This window comes from Francisella sp. SYW-9 (genome assembly GCF_008711465.1).
Lineage (GTDB): Bacteria > Pseudomonadota > Gammaproteobacteria > Francisellales > Francisellaceae > Francisella.
On record NZ_VXKQ01000030.1, the window covers coordinates 141,500 to 160,794 of the forward strand.

Here is a 19,295-nt window from a genome sequence, read left to right on the forward strand (position 1 = left end):
AAAATGTAACTATCTTGATTATAATTTTGAGATATAAACTAGACAACATATTTTATACTAAACAGCAGTTAAAATATTTTTAACTATATATCGTTTTTAAGGCTTTTCTATAAGAAACTAAACTTTCAAATATGCTATAAAGATGATAAAGAAAGTTTTTAATAAAAAATAAAGATCAAGAATATATCGCTATTCTTTTGCTGATAGTCCCTGCATGAACTTTTCTGTAGTAGGAAAATCTTTTAATTCTTTAGAGTGAAATACCTCTATATCAATTAAATCTTCAATCCTATCCCTTTCAGATAAATGAGCATCTTTAATCATCTTCACAACTACTTCAGCACCTTCAAGAGAGGTCCCTGGTAGCCATAACCATATATCATGCTGAGACACCCTAGTTAGCATATCAGTTTTTCTTAAGATCTCCCTTAAAGCCTTAGATATAGCTTCAATATCACCAGCTCCTATATAATCAAATATATTGATATGTATCAAAGAGAACTCATATGCTGGATCTCTATTTTGCATTGAATATGCCCAATCAACAAGGCTATAAAAAAATTCAGGAACAATATAGTTTATTTCATCATATACAGGTACCGAATATTTTAATAAATTCATTTTAATATGATCTTCAGCATTATTAGTAAGTGTATATTCGATAATATTATGTCTACGCATTTGCTCCACAGATGCTACTGTACCACACCCCACACATTCTGAAACAAACTCTGGTTTAACAAATACGCTTTCACACATTCTACACGTGTAGTTCTCTGGATGTTTAGCATCAACACCTACAATGATATCTTCATTATGACACTCAGGACATCTTTTGGAAAGTAAAGTATGTGATGATGGACAGTTAGAGCAATATAAAAAAGATTTTATTAATTTCTTAACTTTAATAATATTTAAATTTTTAAGCTCATTTATCCATTCATCATAACTAAAATCATCATCTTGAACAAACACATCTAAAACAGGATAGCTATAACATGTTTCTTTAAAACTATTTTTGTATGGCGTCAAATCTCTAGCTGATTTTCGCGTACATAGATATACTAAAAATCGAGCTTGCCAATCATTTGTGACATTATTAATATTTTTAATAACCTGCTCTATATTAGCGATTCCTTGATTAATACTCTCGATAGATTTAACCAAACCTTTTGCGTCTGTAAATTTTTCTACTGTATATTTAGTAAGCTCACTATTATTACAAAATATAGGTTTAAGGTAACTATATGCACTTGATCTAATTTTTTTAACAATCTCAATAATATCTGAAATATCTAGATTGACTGACTCTTTATTATGGTCAATCACAAAAGCATCAATTTCTTCAAAATCTCTAGAGACATCATCTGATTTTGAAAACTCTCTAAGGGTAAAGTCACTTAATTTTTCTTTTAACTCAGAGCTTGAAGTCTCAAGTATTGCAATATTTAATCCCACACAAACCCTCTTCAAACATGGTAATACTATAACTTAAAGTTATATTCTTTATGGTTAAATGTAAAGCCATTATTTAGGCTTAATTAATGTATAAAGAAGATAAATAGCTAACTAATTTATATAGCCATAATCAGATATAAGCATAAATTTTATTATAAAGTGAAATTTTAGACAGATGATATGACACAATTTCTGCCTTGTCTTTTTGCAGTATATAAGCAAGTGTCAGCTCTAGTGTAAATACTATCTGTGGTATCACCTTTTATAACTTGGGTAACACCTAAACTTATAGTTATAGTTTGATCTTTAATGGTATTTAGCCCCTGCTCAACTACTATTCTAAGCTTCTCGGCTGCTATAGTTGCATTATTTAAAGAAGTGTTTTTTAAGATTAATGCAAATTCCTCACCACCTATTCTAAATGCTATATCAGTTCCACGAATATTAGATGTTACTAAACTTCCAAGCTCTGTAAGTACTTTATCACCCGTTAAATGTCCATAATTATCATTAATTTTCTTAAAAAAATCTATATCAAAGATAATCATAGAAAATGGCATTTCATATCTATCATATAGCTTTAAATTTTCTTTAATATGCTCATTATATGATCTTTTGTTATTAAGTTTTGTTAAGTCATCAGTATATGTCTGCTTTCTAATGATATTCATTGCATTAAAAAGATCAGTATTATCAACTGTTGTCATCAAAAGCTGTCTATTATTTGGCATTAGAGCAATAGATGATCTTAGTCTTTTTAACTTACCTGATTTGGTTACACAAACTATTTCAAAATCCTCATATATAGACCTTTCAGCAACCTCTTTAAACACATGTTTATACTCATCTAGAAATTCTTCATCTGTAAAATCAAATGTACTTTTATCTAAAATTTCTTTACTAGAATACTCTAGCATCTCACAATATTTATTATTAACAAACTCATATTTACCATCTAAGCTTAATAAACTAATCCCACCTAACGCAGTCTGGAATATAGCTTCTAACTGTTCATTCTGCTCAATAATTGTTCTTTGGCTTTCTTTCTGTGCTGTTATATCTCTAGCTGCCGCATAAAGTAGCTCTTGACCTTTAATATTAATGATATTTGCTGTTATAAAAGCAATATATTTAGAGCCATCTTTTCTAGTATGTATTCTCTCTATCTCAAAAGGTCCTTCCTTAAGAACCTGGATTATTTGAGAGTATTCTTCTGTAGTAATATTTCTGTCCCAATCATAGACACTTAAGCCTTTCATTTCATCATCAGAATATCCTAAAAGATCTTGAGCTTTTTTACTATAGTCAAGAAGCTTACCCTTAAAGTCCATAATAAAAACACCATCAGATGCTAACTCTAGGATAGTCTTATATTTAGCTTTCTCTTTAGTTAATAGCTTATTTGCTAAGTCTACTTGTGTTGTATTTCTTGTATGAATAGTTCTCTGAGAGGCAAAAAGATATTTTTTATTATCAATAATAACGCCTTTAGCATTTATCTCAACATCTACTAATGTACCATCTTTTTTCAAATGCTTTGAGGTAAATATCTCTGGATTATCAATTAAATCCAAAATCAAAGAGCTAAGCTGTTTACTAGGAGCAAATGGATCCCAGTCAACCACATTTAAATCTAACATTTCATCTTGATTATAACCAAGATTATTCATAAAAGATTCACTATAAAATATAAGATCTCCATTTTGATCAATGATATGGATTCCATCTGGTGTATTTTGTAGTAAATACTTTAACTGTTTTTCTGAGAAATTTAACAAAACTAAACTCTACTAAATTAAATATGTCAGCACACTTATATAAATATACTAACAATAATCTATAGCAAATTCTTTATTTTAGGAAAAATTAAAAAAGATTTTTAATATCATCAATCTCGAAATTATTGTATTTATCAAAGATTTCCACTAGCTCTAAAGGAATTTTTTCAGGCCTACCCTTTTGCGCATTTACCATTACCCAAAGAGTATCTGCTTTACACAGAAGAGCTTTATCTGACTTTCTATAAATGTGATATTTTCTAAATGTAGAGATCTTTGTGATACTCTCCACCCATGTAACTGCGACAATATCATCACCTAAAAATCCTTGAGCTAAATATTCTATAGTATGCTTTTTAGCAAACCATGTTAGACCATTAGTTTCTGTAATATCAAATACTCCATTAGCCTTCACATGAGCAATTGCAATATCTTGCATCCATTGTAGATATACGATGTTATTTAGATGATTATTTGGATCTATATGCTCAGGTAAAACTTTTGTTTCATAAACAAAATACTTTAATTGATCTTTCATTTTTCACCTAAAAACTCAACTAGATCACTATAGCCACCTATTTGCTTACCATCAATAAAGATCAATGGTGTAGTTTCTAGATTATATTTTTTCTTAAAAGCATCTGTTTCTGCTCTAGTTTTTAGAATATGATCTTCAAACTGCCAACCTTTTTCCTCAAAAAGAGCTTTTGCTTTTAGACCATATGGACAAGTTTTCTCAGGTGTTACCATACGATACATAATTATTTTATTAAATTTTTGAGTCATTCTTATACATTCCAAAATAATGTAGTATTACTATTGTAAGTATAGCATTAGTAATGAAATAAGAAAGGAGATGACGATGTGTACAAATGTTTTTATAAATAAAAATAAGTATAAAATAGAAGCTAGATCTATGGATTTCCCAATAAATATAGCTTTTCAAAATTGTATAAGTTATGTAGGTGTTGATAATACTATGGACATAGTTATTGATGCTGATAAAATACCTGATTCTCAGTTAACTAGTTGGAAGACTCACTACGGTTTTTTTGGTAGATTAGCATTTGGCAAATGTCTTACAGATGGTTTAAATACTGAAGGTTTATCATTTAGTTTTTTATATCTAGACGTTACAAAACACCCTAGTTTTAATCCTGAAGATAAAAGAAATGTTTTGTCTATCTATTATATAGGTAATTTTTTATTATCTATGGCAAAAGATGTTCCTCAATCGCTGAAGCTTATATCTGAGCATCAAATAGTCGGTGGTGCATTAGAGCTTAAGCCAGGTACATTTGTGAAAAATATTCCCGTACATTTTTGCTTAAGAGATTCAAAAGGTAATACTGCTGTTGTAGAGTTCATTGATGAAAAAGTTAATGTATATGAGAATAAAGGTAATGTCTTAACTAATGCTCCTACTTATGACTGGCATTTAGAAAATATCAAAGAATACAAATCTTTATTAGAACCTTTTGAAAATAGTAATAATAAATTTTCTGATAAAGCAATAAGCTATAAAGATACTGTCTCAAGTTCTCGTCCTGAAGTTGCACAACTAATAGGTATGCCTGGAGATTTTAGTGGTGTATCTAGATTTGTTAGAGCTTACATCCTCTCACAACTAGTTCCTGAACCTCAATCAAATAGAGAAGCTTGTTTCCATGCTTCATCAATTATTAATAATGTATCTGTACCACCATATGAGATTTCTATGACTTTATGGACTACTATTAAAGACCTAAAAAACCTAATAGTCTCATATAAAGATATTGCAGCATATCAAGGTAACAGTCCTACTGGAGTTTATGCAGCAGGCATTAATGAAGGATATGTTAGTTATGACCTAAATGCTATGAACTTTACAGATCTTCCTCCCGAAGCAAACAAACATATAATTAAGCCAACACCAAAAGAAGAAGTTATTGAGATTGTTAATATGAGTGATGTAGTTGGTTTAGAAAGACAGTAATATCTATAATAAAATCATTCTTACTAATTATTGCATTCTAATCGGCATGTGATTACAAAATGGCTCTTCTGCAAGATAGCTACCATGAATATTATAGGCTCTAGCTCTACAACCTCCACAGATTTTGATAAACTCACAAGAGCCACATTTACCCTCATAAGCACTAAAATCACGCATATCGTGCATTACATCACTGTTTTGCCAAATATCTGCAAATGATTTTTCCTTAACATTACCAGCACTAACAGGTAAATAACTACATAGATAGACATTACCATCAACATCTAGTAGACATATACTTTGTCCAGCTATGCAACCTTTACCACCACCTGTACCAAAGCTAAGAGCACGTGAGCGAACCTTTGCATTATCTTCTTTATTACGCTCAAAGCGAATACGATAATAATGTGGCGCGCACGTTGGACGTACAAGCATATCTTGCTCATCAGCTTCCATATCATAGTGCCAATTTAAAATATCTTGATAATCATCAACATCTATCAACTCTTGCATAAGCTCTTCGCCACGCCCTGTCGGCACTATCATAAAAAGATACCATGCTGTAGTTTCAAGAGATTTTGCAAGCCTATAAACATCTTTGATCTCATGCTGATTGCGTTTGGTAAATGATGAGTTTATCAAAAATGGTATACCATGTTTTTTAAACAATTTTGCAGCATTTATAGTTGCTTCAAATGCACCATTTTGGCTACGAAAGTCATCATGTGTCTTAGCTGTAGCACCATCTATACTTAGAGATACTATGCTTATACTTGAGTTTTTGATTTTCTGGCAAATTTCATCTGTAACTAATGAACCGTTAGTAGCCAAAGCCATACGTAGACCTTTACTAGCACCATATTCTGCTAACTCAAAGATATCTATTCTTAAAAGTGGCTCTCCTCCAGAAAGGACTAATACAGGGTTTGCAAACTCGACTATATTATCAATGATTCTAAAGCCTTCCTCAGTAGAAAAATCAGGGTGACCAAGCACCTCACATTCTGAAGATGAACGACAATGAACACACTTAAGATTACAACGTCTAGTTGTCTCCCATGCCATCCATTTAAGTTGGTGTTTCACAGTATTTACCTAAATAGATAATCTAAATTTATTAATACTAATTATACCAAATATACTCTTAAACAAGTATTACTAAAATAAAATCTACAAATGCTTAAATCTCTTAGGTATTATATAAATAAGTTTAAATACTGATCTTATAGAAAATGAAATTAAAGAAAATATTTTTAGTAGCTGCATTAGCTGTTTGTTGTATTAGTTTAAATAGTTGTATATTGAAGTTACCTTTTCAGATTGTCGGCGATGTGATTGATGATATTACGCCTTAGAGTTTAACCAACTTTTAGCTGTTATATCCTATAAATAATTTATTCATAATCAAGTACTTCTAATTTAGCTTAACTATCATAATATTTTATACTCTAGTTTATCATTAAAATCTTTTAACTTTTTAATTTTATTTTGTGCTGTGTTTTTATACTCATATACAACTACTGTTTGTAGTTTTTCTAGCTTCTTAAGTAAAACCTCATAGTATTCATCGTCAATATTTGAGTTACTACTTAAAAAGTCCAACTTTGAATCATAACAACCTATACTATGTCCAATGATATGAATTTCTTCAATACTCTTATATTTTGCCTCTAAGTTGTTTTCATTAATAATTGTTGAAATATCTTTATAAAAAACTTTCGAAAGCTCTGCTGCTGGAATTGTAATTTTATCTGGCATAGCAATATATTCTTCAAGGCTCTTTGCATCTGTGAAGCTTCCCAAGCTCTTTAATTCAAACTTTTTACTGTTTGGCAGCTGCATGTGCTTAGGGACACTACTACTTCCAAATATTAACTTTGAATCCTCATTTTCTGATTTACCATGTATATAAATAATATTTTCACGTCTAATGGAATATACTTTTTCTAAAGTGCCTAAATAATTAAAAGAAAGAAAAAGATCATTATCATCAAATAAATATTTACCTTTCCACTCTGATAAACATGGTGTAATCTTTTCAAGCATCCACTTATTAAGATATTTTGTAAATTCATCTTTTATTTGTGACGCTTTTTCTTCGCTAAAATCTCCAGCTGCATAAATAGCTACTGTTGAAAATGATTTCTCCCATTTAGTCCAGAAAAATCTTTCATCCTTATTATTTCCTATTAATTCATTAAGAAACAAATCTTGGCTATCCATCCTTTCTATATAGCTTTTTAATTCAGCTAATATTTCCTGTTTTTTTAAATAATCATAAAAATTTTTATAACTAGTTTTTAAATCATGAGCTATATCAAAGCCATTACCAATTATATAAAGTTTGCGCATAATAATTAAATCCTACATATATTTAAATACTGACTAATCCATTAATTTTTATTTTTATTCAAAACTTCACAAACCTCCTCAGCTACTCTACTTGGAAATATCCCAATATAGCCACCTAGTTTTTTAACTAGATTATCTCCAGCTAAACCATGAATATACACGGCTACTCTACTTGCTGATAGAGTATCTAAACCCTGTGATAAAAATGCACCTATAATCCCAGATAATACATCTCCTTGCCCTGCCACTGCCATACCTTGATTACCTGTAGTATTTATATAGATTTCACTATCTTTACAAATTAGGCTTCCAGCTCCTTTTAGTACGACTATAGTATTATATTTTTTAGCTAAGGATCTAACTGCAGCAAATCTATCTTCTTGAATTTCTTTGGTTGTACAGCCAAGTAATCTTGCTGCTTCTGCTGGATGTGGAGTTATTATTTTATTCTCTATATTTATAAACTTTTCTCTGATTTGCTGATTTGTTGAGATTCTATTTAAAGCATCTGCATCAAAAATTGTTGGTTGAGTTAGATTATCAATTATTAGCTCTAAAACTTTTTCGGAGTCATCAGTTGTATCAAAGCCAACCCCTACTACCAAAGCCGAGAAAGTATTTAGATTTTTAGGAATATTTTGCAAAGACTTTGTCATTAGCTCAGGCATAGACATGTCTGCACGAAAATCTTTATCTAAAGAAATCATCGAGACCTTGCCACAGCCACTATATAGCGAGCTTTTACCAGCTAACTGCAAAGCTCCATTCATACCAACATTACCACCAACTATAGCTAAATTACCATAAGTGCCTTTGTTGGTATTTTTCTTTTTCCTGAGGATATTATCGAGATTTATATCTTGAATATGATTTTTATAAACTTGATACTCTGATTGACTAATTTTGATATTTTCACTGCTAATTAACTCTTTAACAGTTACCTTACCAGCATAATCTAAGCCATTCCCGGTATGTAAACCTTGCTTATCTGCTAAAAATGTAATTGTCTCATTGGCTTGGATTGCCTCACCATATACCTTAGCATTAAAAGCACTTAAACCACTTGGTACATCTATCGCTAAGGTATATTTTGCATTTTGATTTATGGATTTAACTAGCTCTAAAACATCCCCTTGTAAATCTCTATCTAGCCCTATGCCAAATATTCCATCGATTACTACATCATAGTCACTAATATTTGGTAGATTATCTAAAGGAGCTTTTAGTTTTGAGAACTCTTCATAATAGCACTGATTATCCTTATTTCCCTTAGCAAAGATTCTATAAACATCAACACTATAGCCATTATTTAAAAGCTTAATTGCGGCTGCAATACCATCACTACCATTATTGCTAGCACCTACGGCTACTAAGATTTTATTTTGTTTATCAAACTTTGCAAAAATAAGCTTAGCTATCTCATCAGAGGCATTCTCAATCAAGTTTAAACCTTGTGCAATAGCATACTCTTCAATTTCACGATTTTGTTTTTCAGTTAGAAAAGTCATATCTATGGACCTAAAGAACTCTATATATAAATATAATAAGCTAAAGATATAAACTTTAATACGATGATTTTTTAGAATCTGCGTTTTGGTGGTTTTTTCATAAAAGATTTATTTGGCACACCTTTAAAACAGTTAATAATATATGGAAACCCTTTAGTAACATAATACCCATAGCTACCTTCATACTCCATACCATTACACTCGTCTAAATCACCACTTCCAGGGACATATTGAAAATCATCAACAAACTCACCTGTATACTTACCTCCTGGACTATCTGGTGTATCTGGGCGATTACCTTTTTTTAGTTGGTAACTAGATTTAACCTCAAAAATCTCACCATTATTCTTAATATAGCTGCCATAAATAGGATAGCCATCCGCGGCAAAGCCTATTACAGGAGATTCTACGGACGAGTTATCTTTAAACAGTGCATTCGGTGAAGCATGATAGTGATAAGTTCCATCTGGCTGAGAGTGAGCATGGTGAGTATCCATTATAAAATCAGAGTCCTCATATGCTGGATTATAACGCCATTTAGCCTTTGGATCAAAACAACCAACCCTACCATCACCTACCCCATAACAACCAGCAGCTAAGATATCTACTTTAACACCATTTAGCATAATCGCATTATCCATCCTTAAAGATAAAGGAATCGGCTTAGCTAACTGCTTAGGATTTTTCGAAATTGCATATATTTGGTATTGTGGCACTACTTTATTTGGAAAAGCTCCCACATCAGCGTCATCATAAGTATGATTTGGAATTCCATTACTAATAATAATACAGTCTTCAGTATTAATTTTTACTGTCATATATGATGAGTTTTTTTGATTTAAATTAAAATCATCTGCTGAAGCAAAATAGTTCCCTACATAGCTACTACAATAAGGAGACCTCTCAGATAAAACTACATCCGTAATATCTAAACCATTTCTATCCTTTATTATATAACCATATCGGTTTGATTGATGATGTGAAAATACATCATGATCATGAGCCATGCTCTCAATTGGAATGCTCAATACTGCTACACTAAATAACTTTAGACTCAAACTCTTACAATCTATCATAAACAATCTCAAAATAGTTTATGTTTATAGACTATAAATCTACACCTAAAGTTTTCTTAAAGCAAAAATAATTTAACATTTTTTGAAAAATAAGATAATTTTCTTTTAAACTAAATATTATAAGTTAAATGTCCCAACGCTGAACGGCTTCAACACTATCTGTAGGTCCTGTGTTAAAACATAATTTTGCAGAAGCTGCAGACTCATGTATCACATTTACTAACTTTTCAAATAGAATAAAACAACTATCATCCTTACGTACACCAGCACCTATCAGGATAATATCAAAAGTGTTGTTAGAAAGTACCTCACGAACTTCCTTAACAGCAGCTTCCTCACTAGTTATATAACCCATCTGAGCATCATAACCAATATCATTTAACTTTTGTAAATCTCCTTCAAGAACACTACGAAGCTTTTCTGGATCCATTCCAGGATATTTAGTATAGTCTACAGAATTTGGCTCCCACCCTATACAAAGTACTTTTTTTGCATTCATTATTATCTCCTTTTATTTTTAATTCAAATAAATTGTAGCTTAATAATAGATTATTAGCATTCATTTATTTTTAACAAGCCTTATTAAAAATAATATATACGTCGATAACTCAATAGAAACCCTTATTGTAATACTCTACATTTTCCTTACAATTATTCTTAAAAAAGAAATAAGAAAAACCATGAAAATATATTTTAGATAAACATCTCTTAAAACATTATTATTAAAGCTTTGTTAATAATTTTTTTAAAAAAATCTAAATACCTTACTTGGTAAGCTAAGCTTACATAATAATATATTAAGAATATTAGTTTTACATATAACTAAATTGGTGTGATAATACAAATTAGACAACCATAAAAATTTCATTAAAGGTAATAAAATGAAAAACCTAATTCTCTCAGTTACAATACTAATTACTCTATCTTCCAGTAGTTTTGGATATACACTTCTTTCACATGAAATATCAACAAACTCATTTCCTGTAGCAAAACTTAACCTAGATTCTTAATACTATATTATTTTACTATTTAGAAATAAACTCTTATTTATAACTCTAAAACTTACCTGTTTTTAAAAAATTCTCTACTTTATTAAATGTTTCAGGATTATGATGAATCTCACCATGGTTCTTATTTAGAATAACTCTATCACTACTATTAATAGCAAATGCTGACTCTACTTCTACTAAACCATCATGACCTTTATTAAGACATAAATTAGCTAAAAGATTAAATTTCGAATGCTTATTACCAGCAATTAAACCAACTGGAAACCTTGTAGCGACCTTATTGCAAATATCTAAATACTTATCCGTCACCATTAGCTCTTTATTGGGTTTTAATATTCTAGAATAAAAAGGAATTTTATCACCAAAATCAGCAATCTTAGATCCTTTAAATGGTGTGGCTATAAATACACACTTATCTACATTTTCAAGCTGCAATTTATCTATAGTTTTGCAAACTATTATACCACCCATACTATGAGCTAAAAATGTGATAGATTTTGTCTTAGGAATATTTTGTATAACTTGACATAGCTTAGCAACTGCAACATCAATACCAACAAAAGTAGTGGGCAGATCTATAGATATAATGTCATCATAGTATTGCCTAAAGAAACCCTCTAAGCTACGCATGTCTTTACTATTTTTGATAAAGCCATGAACGAGTATTAAACTTTTGTCTGTTTTCATTTACCAACAAACACTTATTTATTTTTATAGATTATATCCAAATCCGATTAAATTATCCTTTAAAATAATATTTGGTTCATTGAAAGTTATATAATCACTATAAATATCTTTTGCAACCCAATCTAGAGGATCAAGATCTGCTATAGTAATATTTTCAGCTAACGCAAAATTTGCTGTAGCTAAGATTCCAGCGGGAGATTCCATCATACAACCTACCATACATGGTATTCCTGCTTCATCAGCTAATCTCTTTATTTTTTTAGCTTCTAAAATACCACCTGTTTTTGCAAGCTTAATATTTATCATATTACAAGCTCTCTCATCTATAACTCGTTTAGCATCACTAGAGTTAAACACAGATTCATCAGCAACTATTGGAATATTACTAAACTGTGTTATCTCATGCATAGCTGATATATCATAATACTTAACTGGTTGCTCGATTATCTCAACGTTTAAGCTATATTTATTTAGTTCTTCAATAAACTGTTTTGTTTGAGCGATGCTCCAACCTTGATTAGCATCAAATCTAAATTTAATACTCTTATCAAACTCGTTATCTAAAGCTTTAAGTAAATCTATATCTATTTTAAAATCAGCACCGGTTTTAACCTTTATAGCTGAAAAGTTAGTCTCAACTCCATTTTGAATATTTTGTATAGTCTCTGAAACTGTACCACAACTTATAGACACATCAGTCTCAATAGTATTATTCTTTGCTCCAAGAAGATTAGCTACAGAGATATTTTTTTGTTTAGCTAATAAATCATGAAAGGCTAGATCTACAGCCATTTTTGCTGCTGAATTAAACATAACTCTACTAAAAGCCTGGTGTAAAAGCTCTTGATAGTCACTTAAATACGCACCTTTAATGACTGGTGTAAAGATTTCATTTATAATAAATTTCATCCCTTGAAGAGTGTCACCTGTGACAGCTGTTGTTGCTGGAGCTACGCCATAACCTTTTAATCCATTATCTAAGACTAATTCAACTACCAAAGCATCAATATGATCTGTGCTTCTCACAGCTGTTACAAATGTCCTTTTAAGAGCTATCTTTACTATAGATGTTTTTATACCAACTATTTTATTCATACAGCAAATCCTGAAAGTATTTTAGCTACAATTAAACCACCTTGAGTCCCTACTAAAAATCCAAGTAAAGCCATAACTACAGCTATAGAAACTAAACTTCTACTATAAGCGCTTGCTAAAATAGGGGCTCCTGCAATACCTCCGATATTAGCTAATGAAGCGATAGAACACATTGCAAGATTTAGCCTAAATATCTTAGCTATTATTGTCATTATTATAGCATGTATTACTAAAATCATTATCCCGCATGCTATATATATTGGTGCTTCAGAGAAGCCCTTAAATGAAGATCCTGAGGCTATTAACGCAACTAAAAAATACAAAAATATAGTAGCAATAATACTATCACTTCTTATCTTAGCTATAGGAGTCATTGCTCCTATAAACCCTAGGAATGTCACTATTAAAATAGTCCATGTCTTTGTTGTTATTAATGCTGTTTGTGGTAAATATGCTGCTACTATACTTGCAATATCTGTTGCCGTAAATGCGACAGCTATTAATAAAAAGATTCCTACAAAATTAATATCTCCTTTTAAATTATAAGGATCATCGATGTCAACTTTACTAATATGCTCCTCTAATGAACCTGCCTTTGTCCATTTGTCAAAAAACTTAGCACGAGATATAAGAGCAAATAAAAGAGCAAACCAAATAGTATAGCTTATCGAGTCTGTAAGAAGTATATATCCCATCTGACTATCAGGTGTATTAAGAGCTTGCTTAACGGCAATCATATTACCAGTACCACCCATCCAGCTAGCTGATAATGCTGAGAAACCTTTCCAAGCATCTGGCGATATATATCTACCAATAGTTAGATACATAATTATAAAAGCTATCATTATACTAATACTTGCCCCAAAGAAAGCTATCAAGAGTTTTCTACCAAGCTTAATTACAAGTCTAATATCACAACGTATTAGCATCAAAAACAACATTACAGGTAAAATTAAACCTTCAAGTTGAGATTTAGTTTGTTTTATTTCTATAGAATGAGTATTCCATAACCCAAATATTGATAATATAACTATCAAAAAATATATAATTACAATAGCTGGAAAATATTCAAATATTTTTGACTTAGACTTACTAGAAATAAGTACTATTACACTACATATCAATAGTAGTGATGATATATAAGAAAGAGATGTTGAAATCACTTTTAACTCCTAATTTTATTATTGAATTTAAAAACTTTATTAGTTTATATGTTAGTTACACGTGTACACATGAACTCTAAGATTCTACTTAAGCTAGCTTCTAAAGCCAATACATTCTCTAGCTCCTACCCTCATACTTTTTTAAAGAAAGTTTAAGTATTTTTAGATATCTAAGGAAAAAAATTAATCTTTTAAGAAATTATCAATATCAGGAATTAAGTCTTCAGGAATTGTTTTAGGTGCGTATCTTACAACAGTTTGACCATCTTTTGATACTAAAAATTTAGTAAAATTCCACTTTATTCTTTCTGTACCTAAAATCCCTTTTGCTTGTTCTTTTAAATATTCAAACAAAGGCTCTGAATCTTTACCATTAACCTTTGTTTTTTTCATAATCGGAAATGTAATACCAAAATTAGTCTTACAAAACTCTTTGATTTCAGTATCACTGCCCGGCTCTTGGCCACCAAAAGAGTTACATGGAAATGCTACAATTTCCAAATCTGGATATATCTCATGCAAATGCTGTAACCCATTATACTGTTTTGTAAAACCACATTTACTTGCTACATTAACTATTAGTAAAACCTTATTCTTTGGCAAATAGAACTCTAATCCATCACCTGATGTAAGCTTAAAATCATAAATAGACATGTTATTTTATTACCTCATATATTTTATTAAAAACTTTGATCTGCAGTTTTTAAATCCTGCGTATTTAATATATTAAAAATCTCATCTACTAGTCTAGGGGAAACATCATACTGTATCGCAAAAGATGTACGAGTTTTGTCCAAGGATTTATCCTTGAATGGATCATAGCTTGGTGTACCTTGCTTCTTCTCAAGCTTTAGCATCTTTTTTCGCCAACCCTTACGCTCTGCTATCAATTCAATAATCTGCTGATCTGCATTTAAAATTTTAGTTTTATAAGTCTCTACAGATGGTTTGCCAACATTATTATGAGCCATAGCAAAAGATGAACAACAGCAAACAAAGCTTAAGAGAAATACTACATACTTTTTCATATACTAAATCAATAAGTTGAAGATGATCTTAATACTATAGTTTTATAAAAAGATTTAAAAGTCTGCAACAAGTAAAAATAAACAAAATAGCCTATGTATCAAGGATAAGCCTTTACTGGCTTCTCAAATAATGACTTCCTATACTCTCTTTTCTTGCTATAGCACTTTGTATAGTAAGCTTAGACATCTTTAAAATTTTTCTATAATTTTCTATATTAATATCAAAGCTATCTAAAGCAGTATCATTATCTATAGCTTTTTCAAGCAAACTAACTTGTTGATATGCTTCTTCTAACTCAGACTGTCTTCTGACTAAGCCAACCTTATCCCACATTAGCTGCCTTATTTGAGCTATTTGTTGAGAATAATCTTCTTTTGAATCAATTAGCTTTAGATTTTCATTATCTTGATATCTATCTTTTGAAAAATTATTTAATATATCTTTACTCGCCTCTAAAGCATATACTATACACTCTAATAACGAGTTACTCGCTAACCTATTTGCTCCATGCAAGCCGGTACAAGAAACCTCACCAACAGCATATAAGTTTTGTATATTTGTTTTAGAGTTTTTATCAACAACTATTCCCCCACAACTATAATGAGCTGCCGGTGATATAGGTATCCTATCTATAGTTGGATCGATATTATTTTTTAATAATTTTTCATAGATATAAGGAAACTCATCTTGCCACTGACTAGTACTTAGATGAGTAGCATTTAAATAAATATCTCGTCCAGCTTGCATATTAATATAAATTTGTCTGGCTACGATATCTCTAGGAGCAAGATCTTTTCTTTCATGAATAGATTTCATGATTCTTATGCCTTTTTCTGTCTCCAATACTGCCCCACTACCACGAATAGCCTCAGATATTAACGTAGGCTCTCCACCTTTACCAAAAAAACAAGTCGGATGAAATTGTGTAAACTCTAAATTTTCTAACTTACAGCTTATATCATGTGCCATAATCATCGCACTACCATTACCAGCAGTAGCATTAGTTACATACTTATATAAACCAGATGCTCCTCCTGATGCTAATATTACCTTCTCTGCAAAAAACTTGATTACTTGATGCTTGCTATTATAAGTATATAACCCTATGCATTTTTCATCTTTTTTGATTAATCTAAATGCTTTATGTTCTGAGTATAATGAGATATTTTCAAACTGGTGAAGACTCTCATATAACTTTGAAATAACAGCTCTTCCTGTGTAGTCTTTGATATGAAGAATTCTTGCTAATGAATGACCACCTTCTAAATGTAGATTATAGTTTCCATCGCTATTTCTATCAAACTCAACACCATGTCGTTCAAGCCATTTTATTGAAGAATTTGAATTACTTACAACTTGATTTATACTCTCAAGATTTGCAATATTTCCACTTGCTATATAGGTATCTGTCACATGTGAGCCTATAGTATCGTCTTTTGATATTATCGCAGCAATTCCGCCCTGAGCATATGAGCTAGCACAATAATTTACTGTCTTATCACAGATAATTGCAACATTTAAATCATGTTCAGCTAAATCTATAGCAGCAATAACTCCTGCTAAACCGCCACCAACTATGACTACATCATATTTTTCAACGTTCATTTTATATTTGAACCTGCATAGATAAATCTATCGCATTAATATGTTTTGTAATGGCACCAACAGATATAAAATCAACACCTGTTTTTGCCATTTCTACGATAGTATCACTATCTATATTACCAGAGACTTCAAGAGCAACTTTATCTTTAGCAAGCCCAACTGCTTTATAAATATCCTTAATTGAGAAGTTATCAAGCATAGTAATATCTGCCCCAGCATTTATCGCTTGGCTTAGCTCATCTAAACTTGTAACTTCAACTTCTACAATTTTACTACTATCTAACTCTTTGGCTTTTGCAACAGCTTGAGATATGCCTCCAGCTGAGCGAATATGATTTTCTTTAATCAAATAGCCATCAAATAAACCTATACGATGATTAAACCCACCGCCACATTTAACTGCATATTTTTGTGCCAAACGAAAACCTGGTATAGTCTTACGAGTGTCAAGTAGTTTTGTCTTATAGTTAGATATTAGTCTAACCAAATTATTTGTAGCTGTTGCAGTTGCCGAAAGCATTTGAATAAAGTTCAACATTGTTCTTTCAGCTGTAAGAATACTTCTTGCATTTCCTTTTAGCTCAAAAATTTCTTCACCTGCTGGTACCTTTTGAGCGTCATTATAAAACCACTTTATTTGAATACTCTTATCAACTTGATTAATTACTTCATTAGCAAATTTTTGACCGCAAAGGATCATATCTTCACGCGTAATACAAAAAGCCGTAGTATTAATATCCTGAGCTAATTGCGCTGTGATATCACCATCTGCAACATCTTCAGCTAAAGATTCTTTTACTAGTTTTTCAACAATATGCTTAGAAACATCAGATATTTGATTATTATTTAGCATTACTTTAGACATAAGTATTTCCTAAAAATTTATCATTCTATTTAAAGGGATAAGAGCTTTTTCACGTACATCCTCATCTACAAAGATTTGATTATCTTGCGAAACTAAACAATCTTTTAGATTCTTCAACTGATTTAGCTTCATCCATGGGCATTTTGCACAAGATTGACAAGTAGCACCTCGGCCAGCAGTAGGAGCTGGAATGAACTCTTTATACGGAGATAATTGCTTCATTTTATAAAAAACACCAGTATCAGTAGCAACTATAAACTTATCATTATCCATTTCTTTACTTGCTGCTATTAGCTGTGAAGTTGAACCAACAGCGTCTGCTCTTTTTACAATTTCAGCTGGAGATTCAGGATGCACTAAAACTGCAGCTTCAGGATACTCAAGTATTAGATCATCTAATGCTTGTGCCTTAAACTCTTCATGTACAATACAACTACCATCATATAGTAGCATATCTGCACCAGTCTGTTTTGCAATCCAGTCACCTAAAAACCTATCTGGGCCCCAGAGGATTTTTTTACTTTGCTTATGAAGATAAGAACAAATTTCTAGAGAATTTGAAGAGGTAACTGTCCAATCAGCTAAAGCCTTTATTTCAGCTGAAGTATTTACATAAACAACAACCTCTCTATCAGGATGCTCTTCTATAAATTTCTTAAACTCACCATTATTACAACTTAAATCTAATGAACATTCTGCTTCTAGAGTTGGCATTAAGACTTTTTTCTCAGGACTCAAGATTTTAGCAGAATCTCCCATAAACCTCACACCTGCGACAACTAACGTCTCACACTTACTTTCTAAGCCAAATTTAGCCATAGCAAGAGAATCACCAACAAACCCTCCCGTTTGCTCTGCAAGCTCTTGGATTTCTGCATCTACATAATAATGAGCTACTAAACAAGCATTGTTTTGTTTTAATAATACTTTTATTTCATCGATATATTTCTGCTTTTCTATATCTTTAATTTTTAAGTTTGGTAACTTCTGTCTAGCTTGTGATATTTTATCTTTTATTAATTCTTGATTTAACATCCAAATGCTCCTTTTTAACCTTGGATATTTTCTTCGAAATATTTACACAATTGTTCCAATGATTGACTAAAATCATCATTAATTAGCTGGTAATCAAACTCATCAGCATGAGAAATCTCTGCTTCAGCTTGGTCCATTCTATAATCAATAGTTTCTTTTGAATCTGTATTTCTTTTTTCTAAACGTTTTCTTAGCTCATCCATTGAAGGAGGCAATATAAATATACTCTTAGCTTTTGAACCATATATCAATCGAGTCTGCTGAGCACCCTGCCAGTCAATCTCAAGTATTATATTCTTACCTTCAGCTAATAACATGTCTATCTCAGCCTTTGATGTACCATAATAGTTTTTAAAAACCTTAGCATACTCAATAAAACCATCTTCTTTAAGCATTTGCTCAAACGTCTCAATAGAAATAAAATGATACTCCTTGCCATTTGTTTCTCCAACTCGAGGATCTCTAGTTGTATGCGAAGTAGCTACTACAAAGTTATCTTTGCCTATTTGTGTTTCTAAAAAAGCTTTTAATAAAGAACTTTTACCAGCACCTGATGGCGCAGAAACTATAAAAATATAGTTACTCATTTGTAAAAATTATAATTGAATAGATAGTTCGATGAATTATACAGGTTTCATTAATCAAATAGAACAAACATA

At 31.0% G+C, this 19,295-nt stretch carries 21 protein-coding genes; 3 read left to right on the forward strand and 18 right to left on the reverse strand.

Features of this window, described 5'->3' with window-relative positions:
• Window positions 1–189 precede the first annotated feature (189 nt).
• The 4 genes from F3D62_RS11050 to F3D62_RS11065 all read right to left on the reverse strand — a co-directional run bounded on the left by F3D62_RS11050 (window position 190) and on the right by F3D62_RS11065 (window position 4,022).
• A complete protein-coding gene (locus F3D62_RS11050; protein ID WP_224732685.1) occupies window positions 190–1,458 on the reverse strand; it encodes a hypothetical protein in 1,269 nt (422 codons plus the stop codon).
• Window positions 1,459–1,625: 167 nt separating this feature from the next.
• Window positions 1,626–3,236, reverse strand: a complete 1,611-nt coding sequence (locus F3D62_RS11055) for a sensor domain-containing diguanylate cyclase (RefSeq protein WP_150468308.1) — start codon at window positions 3,234–3,236, stop codon at window positions 1,626–1,628.
• A gap of 88 nt (window positions 3,237–3,324) precedes the next feature.
• Window positions 3,325–3,774: an acyl-CoA thioesterase gene (locus F3D62_RS11060; RefSeq protein ID WP_150468309.1), complete on the reverse strand. Its 450-nt coding sequence runs from the start codon at window positions 3,772–3,774 to the stop codon at window positions 3,325–3,327.
• Window positions 3,771–4,022 (reverse strand): glutaredoxin domain-containing protein, encoded by a 252-nt coding sequence (locus F3D62_RS11065; RefSeq protein ID WP_150468310.1) that lies wholly within the window; start codon window positions 4,020–4,022, stop codon window positions 3,771–3,773. Before F3D62_RS11065 ends, F3D62_RS11060 begins: the two co-directional genes overlap by 4 nt.
• A 76-nt stretch (window positions 4,023–4,098) precedes the next feature.
• On the opposite strand from F3D62_RS11065, the gene F3D62_RS11070 reads away from it, so the two are divergent.
• Window positions 4,099–5,211 (forward strand): linear amide C-N hydrolase, encoded by a 1,113-nt coding sequence (locus F3D62_RS11070; protein ID WP_150468311.1) that lies wholly within the window; start codon window positions 4,099–4,101, stop codon window positions 5,209–5,211.
• Window positions 5,212–5,238: 27 nt separating this feature from the next.
• Here the strand turns inward: F3D62_RS11070 and F3D62_RS11075 are convergent, their stop codons facing one another.
• On the reverse strand, window positions 5,239–6,297 hold the full coding sequence (locus F3D62_RS11075) for a radical SAM/SPASM domain-containing protein (protein WP_150468312.1): 1,059 nt from the start codon (window positions 6,295–6,297) through the stop codon (window positions 5,239–5,241).
• 146 nt (window positions 6,298–6,443) lie between these two features.
• Between F3D62_RS11075 and F3D62_RS13060 the strand changes: the two genes are divergently transcribed.
• Window positions 6,444–6,566, forward strand: a complete 123-nt coding sequence (locus F3D62_RS13060; protein WP_263478761.1) for a hypothetical protein — start codon at window positions 6,444–6,446, stop codon at window positions 6,564–6,566.
• Between the two features lie 76 nt (window positions 6,567–6,642).
• Here the strand turns inward: F3D62_RS13060 and F3D62_RS11080 are convergent, their stop codons facing one another.
• From F3D62_RS11080 to F3D62_RS11095, 4 genes are all read right to left on the reverse strand, one after another.
• Window positions 6,643–7,563 (reverse strand): AbiH family protein, encoded by a 921-nt coding sequence (locus F3D62_RS11080; protein WP_150468313.1) that lies wholly within the window; start codon window positions 7,561–7,563, stop codon window positions 6,643–6,645.
• A gap of 41 nt (window positions 7,564–7,604) precedes the next feature.
• Window positions 7,605–9,071, reverse strand: coding sequence for an NAD(P)H-hydrate dehydratase (locus F3D62_RS11085; protein WP_150468314.1), 1,467 nt, complete (start codon window positions 9,069–9,071; stop codon window positions 7,605–7,607).
• A 71-nt stretch (window positions 9,072–9,142) separates the two neighbouring features.
• Window positions 9,143–10,147, reverse strand: coding sequence for a YHYH protein (locus F3D62_RS11090; protein WP_150468315.1), 1,005 nt, complete (start codon window positions 10,145–10,147; stop codon window positions 9,143–9,145).
• 124 nt (window positions 10,148–10,271) lie between these two features.
• Window positions 10,272–10,646 carry a hypothetical protein gene (locus tag F3D62_RS11095; RefSeq protein WP_150468316.1) on the reverse strand — a complete coding sequence of 125 codons (375 nt, stop codon included), beginning with the start codon at window positions 10,644–10,646 and terminating at the stop codon, window positions 10,272–10,274.
• 382 nt (window positions 10,647–11,028) lie between these two features.
• Here F3D62_RS11095 and F3D62_RS13065 point away from each other — a divergent pair, with 382 nt between their 5' ends.
• Window positions 11,029–11,157, forward strand: coding sequence for a hypothetical protein (locus F3D62_RS13065; protein WP_263478762.1), 129 nt, complete (start codon window positions 11,029–11,031; stop codon window positions 11,155–11,157).
• Between the two features lie 45 nt (window positions 11,158–11,202).
• Here the strand turns inward: F3D62_RS13065 and F3D62_RS11100 are convergent, their stop codons facing one another.
• From F3D62_RS11100 to gmk, 9 genes are all read right to left on the reverse strand, one after another.
• Window positions 11,203–11,844 (reverse strand): alpha/beta hydrolase, encoded by a 642-nt coding sequence (locus tag F3D62_RS11100; RefSeq protein WP_150468317.1) that lies wholly within the window; start codon window positions 11,842–11,844, stop codon window positions 11,203–11,205.
• A 24-nt stretch (window positions 11,845–11,868) separates the two neighbouring features.
• A complete protein-coding gene (locus F3D62_RS11105) occupies window positions 11,869–12,939 on the reverse strand; it encodes a dipeptide epimerase (RefSeq protein WP_150468318.1) in 1,071 nt (356 codons plus the stop codon).
• Entirely contained in the window at window positions 12,936–14,102 is a 1,167-nt protein-coding gene (locus F3D62_RS11110) for a DUF819 domain-containing protein (protein WP_150468319.1), read from the reverse strand. Before F3D62_RS11110 ends, F3D62_RS11105 begins: the two co-directional genes overlap by 4 nt.
• Before the next feature lie 183 nt (window positions 14,103–14,285).
• Complete coding sequence (locus F3D62_RS11115; protein WP_150468320.1) at window positions 14,286–14,756, reverse strand: glutathione peroxidase; 471 nt, start codon at window positions 14,754–14,756, stop codon at window positions 14,286–14,288.
• A gap of 26 nt (window positions 14,757–14,782) precedes the next feature.
• The gene (locus F3D62_RS11120) at window positions 14,783–15,130 is read right to left on the reverse strand and encodes a chorismate mutase (RefSeq protein WP_150468321.1); all 348 of its coding nucleotides are present in this window, start codon (window positions 15,128–15,130) and stop codon (window positions 14,783–14,785) included.
• Between the two features lie 112 nt (window positions 15,131–15,242).
• On the reverse strand, window positions 15,243–16,736 hold the full coding sequence (gene nadB, locus F3D62_RS11125) for an L-aspartate oxidase (protein ID WP_150468322.1): 1,494 nt from the start codon (window positions 16,734–16,736) through the stop codon (window positions 15,243–15,245).
• Between the two features lies 1 nt (window position 16,737).
• Entirely contained in the window at window positions 16,738–17,601 is an 864-nt protein-coding gene (gene nadC, locus F3D62_RS11130; RefSeq protein WP_150468323.1) for a carboxylating nicotinate-nucleotide diphosphorylase, read from the reverse strand.
• 9 nt (window positions 17,602–17,610) lie between these two features.
• Window positions 17,611–18,636, reverse strand: a complete 1,026-nt coding sequence (nadA, locus tag F3D62_RS11135; protein WP_150468324.1) for a quinolinate synthase NadA — start codon at window positions 18,634–18,636, stop codon at window positions 17,611–17,613.
• Window positions 18,637–18,650: 14 nt separating this feature from the next.
• Window positions 18,651–19,223, reverse strand: coding sequence for a guanylate kinase (gene gmk, locus F3D62_RS11140; protein ID WP_150468325.1), 573 nt, complete (start codon window positions 19,221–19,223; stop codon window positions 18,651–18,653).
• Window positions 19,224–19,295 lie beyond the last annotated feature (72 nt).